The sequence below is a fragment of the Actinophytocola glycyrrhizae genome, from assembly GCF_042653545.1.
In the GTDB taxonomy this organism is placed as follows: Bacteria; Actinomycetota; Actinomycetes; order Mycobacteriales; family Pseudonocardiaceae; genus Actinophytocola; species Actinophytocola glycyrrhizae.
This window is the reverse complement of sequence record NZ_JBHSIS010000027.1, coordinates 159834-173258: the sequence shown is the minus strand read 5'-3', so window position 1 is coordinate 173258 and position 13425 is coordinate 159834. Positions and strand designations below refer to the sequence as shown.

Annotated in this window: 16 protein-coding genes; 15 read left to right on the top strand and 1 reads right to left on the bottom strand. The window is 66.5% G+C overall.

Going from position 1 to position 13425, the window contains the following annotated elements:
- Positions 1–223 precede the first annotated feature (223 nt).
- Positions 224–1171, top strand: coding sequence for a hypothetical protein (locus tag ACFPCV_RS37710; RefSeq protein ID WP_378062222.1), 948 nt, complete (start codon positions 224–226; stop codon positions 1169–1171).
- Positions 1172–1325: 154 nt separating this feature from the next.
- On the opposite strand, the gene ACFPCV_RS37705 is transcribed toward ACFPCV_RS37710, so the two are convergent.
- A complete protein-coding gene (locus ACFPCV_RS37705) occupies positions 1326–1481 on the bottom strand; it encodes a hypothetical protein (RefSeq protein ID WP_378062221.1) in 156 nt (51 codons plus the stop codon).
- 122 nt (positions 1482–1603) lie between these two features.
- On the opposite strand from ACFPCV_RS37705, the gene ACFPCV_RS37700 reads away from it, so the two are divergent.
- From ACFPCV_RS37700 to ACFPCV_RS37640, 14 genes are all read left to right on the top strand, one after another.
- Positions 1604–2485, top strand: coding sequence for a hypothetical protein (locus ACFPCV_RS37700; RefSeq protein WP_378062220.1), 882 nt, complete (start codon positions 1604–1606; stop codon positions 2483–2485).
- A 239-nt stretch (positions 2486–2724) separates the two neighbouring features.
- Positions 2725–3174 carry a deazapurine DNA modification protein DpdA family protein gene (locus tag ACFPCV_RS39050; protein WP_465251585.1) on the top strand — a complete coding sequence of 150 codons (450 nt, stop codon included), beginning with the start codon at positions 2725–2727 and terminating at the stop codon, positions 3172–3174.
- A gap of 275 nt (positions 3175–3449) precedes the next feature.
- The gene (locus ACFPCV_RS37695; protein WP_378062219.1) at positions 3450–3680 is read left to right on the top strand and encodes a hypothetical protein; all 231 of its coding nucleotides are present in this window, start codon (positions 3450–3452) and stop codon (positions 3678–3680) included.
- Between the two features lie 120 nt (positions 3681–3800).
- Positions 3801–4250 (top strand): DUF7715 family protein, encoded by a 450-nt coding sequence (locus ACFPCV_RS37690; protein ID WP_378062218.1) that lies wholly within the window; start codon positions 3801–3803, stop codon positions 4248–4250.
- 56 nt (positions 4251–4306) lie between these two features.
- On the top strand, positions 4307–4798 hold the full coding sequence (locus ACFPCV_RS37685) for a hypothetical protein (protein WP_378062216.1): 492 nt from the start codon (positions 4307–4309) through the stop codon (positions 4796–4798).
- Positions 4799–5138: 340 nt separating this feature from the next.
- Positions 5139–6185: a DUF932 domain-containing protein gene (locus tag ACFPCV_RS37680; protein WP_378062215.1), complete on the top strand. Its 1047-nt coding sequence runs from the start codon at positions 5139–5141 to the stop codon at positions 6183–6185.
- A 263-nt stretch (positions 6186–6448) separates the two neighbouring features.
- Complete coding sequence (locus tag ACFPCV_RS37675; protein ID WP_378062214.1) at positions 6449–7072, top strand: hypothetical protein; 624 nt, start codon at positions 6449–6451, stop codon at positions 7070–7072.
- A gap of 99 nt (positions 7073–7171) precedes the next feature.
- Entirely contained in the window at positions 7172–7693 is a 522-nt protein-coding gene (locus ACFPCV_RS37670) for a hypothetical protein (RefSeq protein WP_378062213.1), read from the top strand.
- Between the two features lie 287 nt (positions 7694–7980).
- The gene (locus ACFPCV_RS37665; protein ID WP_378062212.1) at positions 7981–8325 is read left to right on the top strand and encodes a hypothetical protein; all 345 of its coding nucleotides are present in this window, start codon (positions 7981–7983) and stop codon (positions 8323–8325) included.
- Positions 8326–8538: 213 nt separating this feature from the next.
- On the top strand, positions 8539–9600 hold the full coding sequence (locus ACFPCV_RS37660; RefSeq protein WP_378062211.1) for a DUF4192 domain-containing protein: 1062 nt from the start codon (positions 8539–8541) through the stop codon (positions 9598–9600).
- A 63-nt stretch (positions 9601–9663) separates the two neighbouring features.
- Positions 9664–9849 carry a hypothetical protein gene (locus tag ACFPCV_RS37655; RefSeq protein ID WP_378062210.1) on the top strand — a complete coding sequence of 62 codons (186 nt, stop codon included), beginning with the start codon at positions 9664–9666 and terminating at the stop codon, positions 9847–9849.
- A 14-nt stretch (positions 9850–9863) separates the two neighbouring features.
- Positions 9864–10736 carry a hypothetical protein gene (locus ACFPCV_RS37650; protein ID WP_378062208.1) on the top strand — a complete coding sequence of 291 codons (873 nt, stop codon included), beginning with the start codon at positions 9864–9866 and terminating at the stop codon, positions 10734–10736.
- Positions 10737–12250: 1514 nt separating this feature from the next.
- A complete protein-coding gene (locus ACFPCV_RS37645) occupies positions 12251–12556 on the top strand; it encodes a hypothetical protein (protein ID WP_378062206.1) in 306 nt (101 codons plus the stop codon).
- A gap of 323 nt (positions 12557–12879) precedes the next feature.
- Positions 12880–13419, top strand: a complete 540-nt coding sequence (locus ACFPCV_RS37640; RefSeq protein WP_378062204.1) for a hypothetical protein — start codon at positions 12880–12882, stop codon at positions 13417–13419.
- Positions 13420–13425 lie beyond the last annotated feature (6 nt).

Below are 13425 nucleotides of genomic sequence, written 5' to 3'. Positions count from 1 at the left end.
GAGTCGGAACCGGACGGATTCGTCGCCTAAGCGGGCTGCTGAACCGGAAGCGGAGTTCTATGAGCGGATCGCTGGACCGTTCTAGGACCAGGTTCGGGAAGTGATCAGCGAGTGGTGGTCTCACCTACCGAAGCATGTCCAGCCCGGACTCCGTAGTCGCCTTCTGGATCGGAACTCCGACACGAACGTGTCCTCCGCGTTATGGGAGTTGTACCTCCACGAGATGCTGCTCGGCTCCGGCTGCACCGTCGAGATCGAGCAAGCGCTCGGAAGCCGCGGAAAGAACCCGGACTTCCTGGTGACTCAGGGTGACGAGCAGTTCGTCATCGAGGCGATCTGGACGACACAGCGCGTAGGCGACATAACGCACAGCGTGTTGACACCTTCTCTGATCGATGCCATTGACAGTGTGCCAAGCCCTGACTTCTTCCTCTCGGTCTTGATCAACAAAAGCGGGTCCGTAGCACCGCCGCTGAAGCGACTGAAAGCCGGGTTGACGCGATGGCTGGCCGACCTGGACCCCGACCGGGTCCTCGCCGACCAGGACCAGCACAACGTGGCGCTGCCGACCCACACCTGGCAGGAAACCGGATGGTCCATCTCGTTCCAGGCAATTCCGCGAAGCCCGGACAGGCGAGGCATCCCGTCGAGTAAGACGGCGGTGATGTACCCCGAGATGGCCTGGCTCAGTGGCAGGTCTGATCTGGTGTTCAACGCGGTCAAGAAGAAGGGCAAGAAATACGGCGAGTTGTCGCTGCCGTTCATTGTGGCAGTGGGGCATGCAACCCCCTTTCCCGAGGATGAAGACATCGAGGCCTCGTTGTACGGAAGCGCGGTCGAGTACACCCGCCCCGGTAGCGCATCGACCTTCAGTCGGCTGCCTGACGGCTATTGGACAACTCCCCACAACGACGGCCACGGGCGGGTAAGTGGCGTCCTCATCGCCAACAACCCAGGACCGTGGAACTGGGCGAAGAAAACCCCTGTCCTGTGGCAAAGTCCCGACCCGAACTCGATCAAGGCACCGGTACTCCCGACTTGGGCAACAGTGCAGGTAGCTGACGAACAGATCGAACGTCAGTCGCCGGCCGCTCCAGCCCACACCGCAGTTCGTCTCACCGAACAGTGGCCGACCGGCGATCCCTTCCCGCGACACGCCAACGGAGGATGACCTTCACGTCCCTGCCCAGCGAACGAGGCAACACTGGCTGATAGCGGTCGTGTCAGCTCACACCGAGTGCGCCGATGGAGGCCCGCACCGGTTGGTTGCAGGTCGACGATCCGAGCGACTTCTGAGACGATGCGGGCTCTCCTCGGTGTGTGTTTCACCGCCACGTGTGGTACAGCCAGAGCAGAACGGTGGCGGTGCCGATGCCCTTCTGCCAGGTCTTGGGCAGTACGCCCAGCGATACGAGCAGACTGGCGATCGCCAGCCACGTGCGCGGATCGCCGAACGCATCACCTGCGCCAGCCCGTGCCATGGCCATCACCTCCTCTCTTCATCCGCATTGACCGCTATCTCGTAACAGTGTTGCACGCCGTGAACGGCCTGCGCGAGGCGTGGCACACGCCAGATTGATGTAATCTCCATAGAGTGCTGAACGTGACCGAACCAGGAACGATCACCGACCTGGTGGCCGACGCCGAGCGCGTGGGCGAGAGCGTGACGCCCCGGCTGATCCGTGCCTGGACTGCGGCGGGACTGCTCGACGCGCCGACCCGGCGGCCGGCTGGGAAGGGCCACGGCTCGTTGCCGGCGCTCTACTCGCCCGCCCAACGGGAGCTGTTCGTCAGCCTGCTGCACCACCGGCACAACAACGGGATCAGAAGCCTGGCCAGAATCCCCGTCTTCGTGTGGATGTACTGGGGTGAGGGCTACGTCCCGCTCCGTCAGGTGCGGATCGCGTTGATGACCTGGCTTGGTGACGCCACGACGAGCCAGAAGGTCGCACGGCAGACCGCGCAAGAACTCCTTGCCCAACTGGCCCACCCACAAGCAACACACGCTGCGCGTACACGTCTACGAGACGTTCTCGCCCAGATGGCCTACACGGGAGGGCGCAACGCCGACCTTGACCAGCTCGAACAAGCGGTTCGCGCCGTGTTCGAGCCAGGCCACGGCCAGGTGCGCAGGGCCATCGGCCACCCCGAGGCCGCGCTCATGGCCGAGACCACGGTCCATCTTCTCCGCGCCCGGCTGACCGCCGTCACCCTCCTGCGCGACAACGCCATCACCGACGACGACTTCCGCGACGCCCGCCACGCACACCTGGTCACCTTCGCCGAATACGCGGCGAAGCAGCCAACGCTCGCCGCCGTCGCTCCCGAGGATCAGCCGGGCCTGTACGCACCGCTGACCCCAGACCTGGCACTCGTGCAGTGCTGCGGCAACCTGCTCACTACGCTCGGACTACAGGCCATGCACCCGGACGTCGCAAACCGCGTCCGCCGAGCTCCCGCCCCACCAACCCAACCATGGCTGTGACGGGCTGGTGGGCAGCAGCGACATGAGATTCAGCTCGTTTAGACCGCGCGCGGTTGCTGAAATCGCAACGCCACTTCTGCTGCCAGGAGTGCGCTCGCGGAGGCGTTGGAACAGCGTCTCGCCACACGGTCGATCCACCGCCGCACACGCTGCCGCCGAAGAAATGCCACGTAATTGAGACCGATCTTGAGTGACATCGGGTGAGACAGCTCGGAACCAGCAGGTCGCAGAAGATCAATATGCCACTCGCGGCGAGACCCTACAGAACCGGTAGTAGGGCTGGAAAGCGTTGCCGACGTGCTGGCACCCGCGCGGTGGACGAGATCATCACCGTGCTGCACGGCATGGGCATCCGCTTGCACGGTTTCGGTGTGCACCGCAGCGTGCTCGCGCGTTGCGGCTACCTTCTCCGTTCCGCGGACTCCATGGCCTGGTCCCGGTCGGCGTCCTGGCGGGCGCGCGCGATGCCAGGTTGCGACCACGAGTGCCCGTGCACGACTGCGCCCAGTTCGCCTCCCGCTGGTATCACACGACACAAGCGCTCGTGCAACGATCACAGCCGCGTACCTACCCACCACACGGCAGACCGACGCGCATCCCTCATGCGGCATAACCACCCTGCCACGGCGAACTCGGGCGGCCGGTCCGGCCATCTCCCAGATTCGTTTGTGGACGGAACAACCGCGTGATTCGTTGATATACAGAGGCCTCATCCACTGTGGTCGGTGTCGGCCGGGACAAACTGAGGCAGCGCTGCGAGTGTCCACCCAGCCGATCGCGAGGAGTGTGCCATGCCGGCCAGAGTGGTGCAGTTCAGCGGTGGCATAGCCAGCTGGTGCGTCGCCCAGCGTGTGGCTGCCCGTCACGGCACCGATGACCTCGTTCTCCTGTTCGCCAATACCCAGATCGAGGACGACGACCTCTGCGCCTCGGCATCACCGCGGTCGGCCATCTCGATGAGCTCGTGTACGAGGCGCTCAACGCCGACGCCTCCGTGCGGGTGGACGAACGCGAACTGTCCGATCTGGACAACGCCTATGTATTTGACGAGGAGCACGACGCGGCCGACCGTCATGCGAGCCGAATCAACAACCTGAACATCTGCGCCCAGCTCTGTGTCCTGCGCGACCATCACGGCGAGACGGCGCTCACCGCGCTCCTGCACGACCTCGCCGACCTCAGCGCCGTAGCCTGACCACCCACCCCGGTGCGGCGACGGAACTGCAACCGCCCCATGTCGTCCTGCTCTCTGCGGGACTGCCGATCTCGTGAACCCGTAGCCATCCATCGAGGACCGCATGCTTCTGGAGGTTCGATGCCCTCACTTGCTGTGCTCGTCGCAACCACACGCACGCAAGGGAAACACGGGAGCGACTTCGCCCACGTCCCCGACGGTGAACTCGTCGACCTCGCGCCCGCTTGCTGCTGCGGGGAGTACGAAGCCGATCTTGACGGCCCGTGCGGCAATGCCCGCGCGTTCCAAGGACTCGACTCCTACCGGCCCACGACAACGGCCGAGGTGGCCGTGCGGGCCCTTACCGTCGTGCAGTATCGGAACCTCTTTCACCGCAGCCTCATCACGGCTGGCTACGAGGACGATCAAGAGCTGTGGCGAGAAGCGCAGGAAGACGCGGACGAGATGCTGGACTACGCCGCGAGCTGGCCGCCTGGCACCGTACTCGAGCGCCGCGGCCGCGTTCTGGTCGTCCGCGCCCGCCCGACGGTGCTCACCGGGATCCGCCGCGACCGACAACCAACGCGGTGACCATCGACCCTGTCGCATACACCGGCTGATAACCCGTTCCGAGCCAGGGGTCGATGATGAGCGTGAGAAAGGACCGCAAGAACTCTGTCCACAAGTGGCAGATTCCCAGATGCGACTACTATGTCTTGTTCACGGAGCCCGGCCGCGACAACAACAACAGCCTGCGCCAGGGCATGGGATGCGGTCTGAGAGCCACCCACCAGGTCACCTACCACCGCGCGGCCGGGCCGTATACCGAACACGCCTGCCAGGCGCACGTTGGCATTCTGTTGGACCGGATCGCCCGGTACCGTACGTGGGCGCGACGCGACGGTCACGACCTACCTGAACCCACCGTCGTCGAACTCGACTTTGTCGCCGACGCACGCGCTGCAGCGTACGGCCGCAAACGTTTCCTCCGAACCGAACGCATCGTCACCGGCCCGATCACCCAGACGCTGATCCCGTCCCAACTGCCGATAGCACCACCTCCTCCGCGCCGGCGCCAGGCCGACAAGCCCTCGGGGGAATCAATCAAACGTGCCGCGATACAAGAAGAACTCTTCTGAGGCCGTAACAGACACTCCGCATTGTTCCGGTCACCAGACCACGAACCAGCGGCGCACGCGGCCACCAGACCCGCATTGAATCGCCACCGCAGTCTCCTGCGGCATCAGAGGTATCCGGAACCACGGGTGGGTGGCCCGGTTACCGCGATCAGACCACGCCCGGCGCACCACAGAAGCGGCGTGCCGGGGCCTACAGGGCTGGGATGCCTTCCGCTCCCCTCGGCACGGCCATCGAGGCAACACCGACGCCGTGGTGCTCAACCTCGCCCAGCCCAGATCGCCAGTGATGACCACGAGGCGATGGCCAACTCCATGAACGTACCGACAAGTGAGGTCCGGAATGTCCCGTGAAACATCCGAGTGGCTGAACCAGAACGTGCTCGTCGGCTACACCGACCAGCGCGGGACCGCCTGGCACTACCGCCGCTCCGCCCAAGGCGTCGAGCCCAACCACTACCCCGGTCCCATCCCGGTCGAGGACGTGAAACGCAGGCTGTTCGGGTGGCAGCCGGTGTCGATCCCGATGGGCGGCAACCTCCAGGAGCTACTCGGTGCCGACAACCCCGCGTGGAAGACCTACACCGACCACCAGCTGATCATCCGGTCGGACACCCTCGATCTGCTCGGCAAGTTCAAGGACGGGTTCACCATCCACCACTACGACGAGTGGCTGCTGACCAAGGTCGCGAACCTGCTCGACACCGACCTGCACATCGGCTCGGCCGGGCTGCTCAAGAACGGCGCGGTCGCGTGGGTGTCGATCGAGATGACCGAGACCATCACCGCGGCCGGCGTGCGGTTCCGGCCGCACCTGCTCGCGGCCACCTCGGTCGACGGATCCCTCTCGTCGACGTACAAGCCGGTCGTGCAGCTCGTGGTGTGCGACAACACCATGGACATCGCCCTCGGCGAGGGCGGCGCCGCGGTGAAGATCAAGCACTCACGTCACTCGAAGTTCAAGGTCGCCGAGGTGCGCGACGCCTTGGGCATCGTCCACCAGGCCGCCGACGAGTTCAGCGCCGAGGTCGAGCGGCTGACCCGGATCGAGGTGCCTGACCGTGTCTGGTCGGCGTTCCTCGACGAGTACACCCCGGTCCCCGCGCAGAAGGGCCGCGCCCGCACGATCGCCGAGAACACCCGCACCGAGCTGGAGCGGCTGTGGAACCACGACCAGCGCGTGGCGCCGTGGCAGGGCACCGCGTTCGGGGTGCACCAGGCCACCAACACCTACCTGCACCACTACGCCACGATCCGCAACGTCGGGCGCGCGGAGCGGAACATGGACAACGTCCTGTCCACCAAACTCGGCGAGGTCGAGACCGCCACCCAGCGCGCCCTCGACAAGGCGCTCAACAGGGCGTCGGACAGGGCACTGATCCGCCTGTGAACCGGCAGCCGGAGGGGAGGCGGCCCTGGCCGCCTCCCCGAACCGGCAGGGCTGCTCGTCGAACCGGGCTGTGTCACGCACGTCCTGCCGGCCGGAGCACGGTCTACCGCAGGATCCCGGCAGTACCAGCGCTGGGGGTGTCCAGCCGCGGCTACCACTCAACCGGAACATCCGTGCCGCCAGCGCCGAGGCCTGTCCGCCACCACGTGAACAGCCCATCTGACCGTGCACTGCGCGGGTAGCCGCCGGGAGGACGTGAGGTCATGCAAGAGATCACGATCCAGCTGTTCGACTTCGACGAGCTGTCCGAAGCGGCCCAAGAACGTGCCGTCGACGCGATCCGGGAGCAGCTCGCTGGGCCCTGGTGGGACTCCGGCGACATCGACGACATCACGGCCGTCATGACGTCCACCCTCGCGGAGAAACTCGGCACACCCGGCTGGGACAGCTACGGCGTGGCAGATTTCCCCGGCATTCCCGACGTGCGTGTGGTCGGCTGGGACATCAGCCGCGGCGGCTCGATCGCGGTCACTGGCATCCTCACCCGCGACAACGCGCCCGCTCTTCCCTGGGACGAGGGCATCGACCGGGTCGAGCTGGCCGGATACCGCTCGGACACCACCACGGTCACCCCGCACGACATGGTTCTGGACTGCACATGCACGCCAGGTCACTACCTGCTGGCCCACGACGAGGATTGCGCCGCGCTGTCTTGTGCTCCTGTCACCGACGAGCAGCGCGACGACCTTGAGCACGCCGTCCGGGACGCCCTACACGACGCGTGGAGCGCAGGCGGAACCGAGCACGACTACAAGACCGGTGAGCAGTGGGCGCGGGAAGTCGCGGCCAACCACCAGTTCACCGAAGATGGCGCCTTCTACCAGTGACCCATCGAGGCGAACCGTCCATAAAGGCTCGCGCACCAAGCGCTCGTCAATACCCGCAACGGACATCGGTCCTCACATCGGCAGGAGGCAACGCGCACAATGCTGATCCGCATCCAACCCGGCCCGCAGCCAGATGTGCCATCGCCAATCTCCTACCACATCCTGGACAACGGTGACGTCTACGACCAAGGCCTGTGGCGAGGTGATCCCGCCGCACTGGTTGGCTTCCAGAACCGGCCAGACGTGCAGCACGTCGACCTGCTCCACGCGGACTGGTGGCGTGAACCGCAGACCGCGGTCGGCAAGTACCCGGTATTCGTCACCGATCACGGCACCACCTGGGTCCTCACGATCGCTGTCGCTGAGGTCACCACGTTCGAGTCACCGCACGAGAGCGTCGCGGCCTGGACTGTGACCGCCCGAACCCAACGCGGCGACTACAACGCCGCTATGGCCACGAGTGTCGTATCCGAACAGGCCACCGGCCGCCATCTCGTCACAGCGAACGTGTTCATCAGCCCGGCCGACGGCGCCGTCGACATCGTCGACGCCTCTGCAGGTATCCCTCTGCGCGTGAACATCAACGACGACACCATTCACAACGACACGATCCCGAGCTGACCGCTCCAGCCCGGAATGGTTCGCCCCAAGAAGCGGCCAATCACAATCCTCAGACATGCACGGTGCCACCACGTCGTGCAGCGGCGCGCAGCATCGGCCGCCTGGCAGTAGCCCGCACGAGGTATACGACGAATCCGATCGGATGCCTCCCGCAACCCGTCGCTGTTCCACCGGCACGGCCGCTCGGGGCATCGACCCGGTTTCCCATGCCGCATCGATCAGTCGCCTTGCCCGCCACCCGTTCTCGGCCGCCGCACCACGTTCAGCCGAGCGCCCCGGACACCGGCATGCGATCAACTATCCACCTCGACAAGGAGAACACGTTGAGCCTCAAGCGACGTATCGCGATCTGCCTGGCTGGTGCTGGGCTGGTCTTCGGCCTCACCGCGTGCGCCGGTACACCCGATGGCGAGATCTCGGAGATCGAGGGCGCCATCAACGGTGAGGTGCTGGAGGTGTGGAGCCAGTCCGCCGGAGATCATGTCGAGATCGCCGTCGCCGCCGATCACGACTGTCAGCTGGGCGAGATCTACTACGAATGTCTGGAGCCCGGCGAGGTACTCGGTCGAACCGACGTCCCGCGCTACCGCGGCGAGGGCTTCGAGGAGGAGCCCACGGAGGACGAGTTCTGATCCCGTGATCGTTTCCGCGAATGGACACGACAGGTACGTCGTCGAACAACCCATTGAGGCGGTGAATCGCGACATCGTCACCGACCCGCCGCCACGGCGGGTCTGGGTTGACATCCGCGCCCCATGCCCCGTCGGCCGTGTCCCCTCATCTGACCGGCACGGCCCGGGTGCCTCACCCCTTCACTTCGGACGTCTCACGGGAGTCACGCACGTATGACCGGCCACGCCAACTTTCCGGATGCCCGCCGTCGCGCAGGCGTCATCACCAGCACCGGGGAACTGATCGGTCTCGTACCGCTCATGCTCGGGTTCCGCCCGGTCAACTCGCTCGTTCTGGTCGCTCACTCCGGGGTCACAGTGTCTGGGCTCATCCGTACGGACCTCCCCGGTTCCGACGGCGTGCACGAGTTCGTCGCCCAGCTGCGCGATGCCCTCGTCACCGGTGGCGCGCGGTCCGTCACCGTCCTCATGGTGCGCGGAGACACCACAGCTCAGCAGGCCCGGCACAACAGCGTGCCGGCGCGGGCACTCATCGACGCCCTCAACGCCGTACTGCCCAGCGCGGAGATCACCATCCGGCACTGCGTATCAGCGCCGACAACCGAAACGGGCGCACCGTGGCACTGCCATGACCTGTGCCAGTGCCACGGCACTGTTCCCGCTCTCGACAGCTCACCGGTGGCCGCAAGCCTGATCGCCTCCGGCGCGACCGCCAGCGGCAGCCGTGAACAGCTCGCCGCCACCCTGGCCGCCGACCCCGACGAGCACCTCCAGCGACGCATCGCGATGCTCAACTGCGCGCAGTCGCCCGCCGCGCGTATGTCCACGGCAAGCCCGGAACGCGGGTACCGCACCGTCCGCGAGGCGGTCGCTGCGGCAGCTACCCATCCCGCCCTTCCTACGTTCACCGACGAGCAGATCGTCGACCTCGCCCTGGCGCTGTCCCACCCCGGTGTTCGGGACCGCTGCCTCACCGCCTCCCTCCCCACAAGTGACGCGGGTGCCGAAGCTGAACGCGCCGACGCGGCGCAACGGCTGTGGACAGTGCTGACCCGCGCTGTGCCCGGCCCGGCACGAGCCGAACCGGCCACGCTGCTCGCCGCGCACGCCTATCTCCGCGGCGACGGAGTGCTGGCCAGCATCGCACTCGAGATCGCACAGGACGCCAACCCCGCCCATGCGCTGGCCCACCTGCTGAACCTCGCGATCCAGAAGGGCATTCCACCAACCCAGCTCCGCCGACTGCTCGTCAGCGCTGTCACCACGCACCCGTGACACCCCGGCCGAGGTCAGATCGCCGTACTCGGCTCGCCGATCCACGACAGAGGGAAAACATCCATGGTCGCCACCGACGAGGTGATCGACGCCATCGCCTCCAGCATCAACATCCACAGTCGCGACGAGGCCGCGCGACTGGTTCACACCGTCACCACGCACCACCACGCTGACCGGTTGACCTGGGCGGCGCCCGGCGGATCTCCGCCCGCGCCGCCGGTTGCCGTGCCGCCGCCTGCCCAGTGCTGACGAACGGATCACCCATGGCTGTCCTGAATCCCGACCTGTCCATCGACACGAGCGCCGACCCAGATACACCGCCCGCCACCGGCCTGATCTGTCTCGGGTACCTCACCAGCAGCGTCCACCAACTGCGCGACCAGCTCGGCCCGTCCCAGCTTGGGCCCGCCCCGGACGGCGTGACCGAGACCTGGGTCCTGCACACCCCGGCCGGGGCTGCCCACCTGTGGGCCGGCACCACCGCCGTCGCCCAGGAACTCGACGTCGAACACCGGTGGCTGATCCTCGCCACCACCGACGACCTCCTGCCCGGGGTCTACGGCGTCCTGCCCTGGGTATACAAGGCCGTCCACGGCTCGACCGCGGCGTTTCCCACCGCCGCTCTCCCGCACTTCACCGATACTGCCCTGCACGGCTTCGGCCACGCCTACCTCGACTACCTCTACCTGCGGATGGACGCCGAAACCGGGCGCCGCGACCAGCTCGACCGGACCGCGCCGGTCTTCCTCACCCACCTGCGCCGGCCCCGGCAGATCAACACGATGCTGCTCCAGCTCGCCGAGGTCCTGCACCACTACGAGTGGGCGCACGCCAGCGAGGCCGAACGCGAGGAATGGGCGCGTATGCAGCGCCCCACGCCCAGCGAGGGACTGCGGTACTGGAAGGCTCGCAACCGCTGGCTGTACCCGCCGGGCACGGGCCCGCACCACGGCGATCCCGATCTGCCCGGCATGCTGCGCGCCCTGGCCGACACTGCGCGGGACAACCGCGATTCGCTGCTGACGGTGGCGCCCGAGATGGACCTCGCCCTGCACGACGAGCACGAGCAGACACTGCGCGCCCTGGCCGACGTCACGCTTCCGGGCCTGGATGCCCTCCAGTTCCCCCGCGGCTGAACCTCACCCGCCCGACGAGCCGCCGACCAACCCGGCTCGACCACGAGCTTGAGGTGGTGGCATGGGTGGGCGATTGCCGCGTGTACCGACTTGGCCACACCGGTGGCCTGGAGCAGGTCACCACCGATCACACCAGAGGAGAGCAGCTACGCCGCCTCGGCTTGCTTGCCCACGGCTGTTCGACCCGGCCCGTCCGCTGCCTTGGGTGACCCACGTCTCGCGCCATGACCCGCTGATCTTCCTTTCCGTCCCGGAGCAAGTCGATAAGGAGTGATCCCTCCATTTCCACCGAGAAGCCCTCCGACAGGAAGCCGCCTTACGTGTGGAACGGCACGATCCAGGTTGGAGACCTGCCACCGAGTCCGTCCATCGCGCAAGTCGATGAGGTCATGCGCGTGGTCTCTGAGCATTCCGGACAACGATGGTACGCGGTCAAGCTGTCCGGCTGGTGGCGTATCATCTGCAAGGAAGCTGCCGTGGGGTGGGTGCCGCCCCTGGGCAACGCACTCGCGACTTCACGCGCGCCCTCGCCGAAGCGACCAAGATGCCCGTCGTGCGGTTCGTTCCGATAGATCGACGGTGAGGCTTGCCTCGCCCACGCACTGGAACCGGGCCTCGAGTTCGAGCAGTTCGGACGCCGCCTCCATCATCACGGCGAGGTAGGCGACTGACTTCGACTCTGATCACGCGAAAGGAACAGCGCTGGCGGGGACGATCACCCTGTACACCACAGGCACCGCGGACGGCAGATATTCCGGAGCGAGCACACCAAGAGTCCTGTGGCCCGGAGAACCTCGTTCGGCCATAAGTGAATCGAGACAACGTCATGCACGGCTTCGGGATCAACGCTAGCCACGGGGCTGGCATGGTGTGCGATTGCCGGACAGCACTGCGCGGATCTGACCGCCTGGCATGAGCACACCGTGCGCACCTACAACGACCCGGACGAGCGAGCGATACGGCTACGCGTGAGCCGGGTGCACTCGGTGATTCCGGTTGAGCCACACAGCCGTGCCAGCGTTCGCGTGTGCGTCAGGTCGCGTGCGCCGCGCACGGCAACGGCCGGGAGTGCCGGACGCTGACGATCACGGGCAGTCCCGCGTCGGACACAGGTTCTGTCTTCTCTGGGTTGCCGTCGCGGCAGCTCGCTGAAGATCTCGCGGCGCGCGGCGGTGTTGTATCAGCCACCTATCAGGTCTCGACCTGCTGACGACGTTTCCCAGATACCACAAGCGAAAGACGTCCACCCGCCGACGCACCAGACGGCCCACCGCCTCGCGTTCCACTTGACTTCCGGCCATGACAGACACAGGAGTTTGGACGTCACCGCTGCATGTGCCGCTCACCGTGGTCGCCACCGTGCTCGGCGATGACCCACGCGTGATGGCGGTCCACGATCCGGTGGGCCGAAGCATCGGCAGTAGCCCACCGATTCCGTACTCCTACACCGTTTGATTGCTCTTCGCCTCGTTGCCAGTCACGTCGCTCGACGACACTTCCTTGGGGTGAGCGGGGTGAGCAACGGACCCCGCCACGTGTTCGTGACGTCGCAGGCCGGGGCGATGTTCGGAGTGCAGTGCCGGCCGGGGCATGTTCCGACCAGCCCGCACCGTGACGGGCCGATGGGGGTGTTCACGGTGTGCGCGGATGGCCGTGGGTGGCGCAGCGCGCTGCGGCAGGCCGCCGCGAACCACTTCGGCACCACCTACGGCCGCGTGTTCCCGGTCACCAGTGAGCACGGCGTCAACCTCGACGGCGTCCTTATGCGACGGACATGGTGGCTGAAACGGGTGCCTCCCAAGAAGATGAGCCGAGCATGATCAGCCAACCGAGGTCATGTCCGATGAGGTTGTGGTGTTCATCGCGAGCCGGCACACCACCACGCCCTAACAGCGGGTGCTGTGGCGGGCGTCCCGACCCGACGTCATGACGATCTGCAACAACCCGCGTACCGGCAACGCGCGGCACATGTTGGCTTGGACCGCGCGGGGCTTACGACTCGACGGCCACCGGTTCAGCGAGTTGCAGACCCGACGCGACCGTGCCGCCGGCGACAGGCGGCCGAAGCGCCACGCACCAACGGAACGACCCGCGTCCAGCACGTGACCGATACGGCGACACCCGGCGATTGATGGGAGCCGACATGAGCACCAGCAACAGCTTTCTCGCCCACCGCCGCACCGAGATCGGCGACGACGAGGCATTCATCCAGCGCTGCCTTGACGGCACCTACCGCGGCACCGTCCTGGACACCGCCGACGATGTCATCGCCCGCGAGCACAGCGGCGTTCCCGACGAACCCACCGCAGCCGACATCGCCGCGGCGATCATCGCCGAGTTCGACGAGCCCGAACCCGACCACCCCACCTATGGGGTCTTCCACGTCGTCCGAACCGTCCGTGATGGACAGCCGCTGCACCACCACCCCGCCGCCGCGCGCATCGACGCAACACTGTCCGACCACGACTCAGCTCTCCACCTCGCCACGGCGCTGCGTCTCACCCGGTACCGCGACGACACAACTGGGCAGGAACGGATCCTGTCCACCCAGCAGGTGCAGGGATGTGCGGAGGACAACCGGCCCCTGTACCTGTGGCTGCGCCGGGCGACACGCCTCGCCACCGTGTCGGACGCCACGGTCGTGGCAGACGCCGACCTGCACCGCGTCGTCCCGCCAGCGTAGGCGAAG